We start from the raw sequence: 1,586 nt of genomic DNA, 5'->3' as shown, positions 1-1,586 counted from the left end.
ATATCCGGTTTTGGCATGTCTGGTTTTGGCGTGTCAGGTTTTTGTTCTTTTTTGTCTTCTTTTACTTTAATATCAGCTATATCTTTTTTACCTTGTTCTACAACTTTTTTTAGTTTATCCGGATCAGTTTGTTTGTTTATATTTTCATAAATCTGTTGTGTTTTTTCTTCCAGTTTAGAACTTGCCTCGTTTTTACTATCTTCTGTTGCATTTGCTTTATCTATTTCAGCTTGTTTATTTGCTGATTCCAAAGTAATATCATTTTCCCCTATAAATTTTAACGCTTTTAGATACACTTCATAGACTTTTTGTTGTTCTTTTTTAATCTGTTCCGGTGTATACTTCGGTCGTGCAGTATCCGCTTTTTTCGCAATATCATTTATTTCATCAAACAGTCTTTTAAGTTCATCTTCTACTTTCCCCTTAAATTGACCTTTTTCAGCGTCAGAAAGATTTTTGTTATCTTTTATGGCTTGCAATAATCTATTTTTTTCTTTATTTATTTCCTCAAGATACTTATCTACTCCAAGCGGATTTATTTCTGCTAATTTCTTTAAAAAATCCTCTTTTATTTTTTCAATATCATAATCTATATTTTCTTCACTAACTTTATCAATCTTTTCAGTTGGCTCTTTTGTTTCATACTCAACCGATTTATTAGCTTCATTCAATTCAGATTTTGATAAATGATTATTAGCTTTTAACTGTGCTAACTTATCAGCTTGTAATAATTCTACTTCTATTTGTGCAGCACGTTTAATTACAGTATTTTCAATTTTATCTATTTCGTTTTGAAGTCTATCCGCTTCAGCAGAAGTATCGGCATTTTTAGCCAATTTATTTATCTCTGCTTTTTTCTCTTCTACCAATTTAATAATTTCATCTACTAAAGATTTACTTTTATTAGCTTCTATTTTTTTATTATCAAATATTTTTTTTACTAAATTATCGCTAATATCATCTAACTCTTTAAAAACTAATTCCTTACCTACAGGGTTAATTTTAGCTAAATCTGCTTTTAATTCCGCTTTTATTTTTTCTACTTCTACATCAGTATCACTGCTACTTCTTTCTAATTTATCAATCGCTTTATTTGCTTTTGTTGCCACCTGTGCTTTGGCTTCTTCCAATTCTTTTTCCGATAAATTTACATTAGATCCTAATTCTCTTTCTTTATCAGTTATTATTGAACGAAGTGCTTTCCCATGTACTTCTGAATCTTTATTATCTTTTGCTTTCGATTGAGCCGGTGTATCTGTAGTATTTGCCGCCTGTGCAACAGCCATACTTCCGCCTATCGCCACTCCCAGCCCTACTAAAACAGATGCTACTCCTATCTTGTACTTTCGTATAGAAAATTTTTCCTTATTTTGCATTTTATAATCCTCTTTTTCTTAATTTTATTATCACTATAATTTAGGGTGTCCTCCCCTACAACAATATTTATAATAACAGATAATTTAATATTATGCAATATAATTATACTTAAAATTTTACTTTTTTAGTAACATTTTTAAGGGAAGAATTTTATATAAATAAAATTAAAATTTACTTAAATCCTACTTTAAAAGCTGTTAAGATTATAT

1 protein-coding gene is annotated in these 1,586 nt (G+C 28.8%); it reads right to left on the bottom strand.

The window, feature by feature from the left end; all coding sequences use genetic code 11:
* On the bottom strand, positions 1-1,376 hold a 1,376-nt coding region (locus HMPREF1983_RS04990), incomplete at its 3' end, for a DUF1542 domain-containing protein (protein ID WP_021753211.1).
* Positions 1,377-1,586: the final 210 nt, after the last annotated feature.

Origin of the sequence: Gemella bergeri ATCC 700627 (assembly GCF_000469465.1) — a bacterium.
Taxonomy (GTDB): domain Bacteria; phylum Bacillota; class Bacilli; order Staphylococcales; family Gemellaceae; genus Gemella; species Gemella bergeri.
This window is presented reverse-complemented; position numbering and strand designations above follow the sequence as displayed.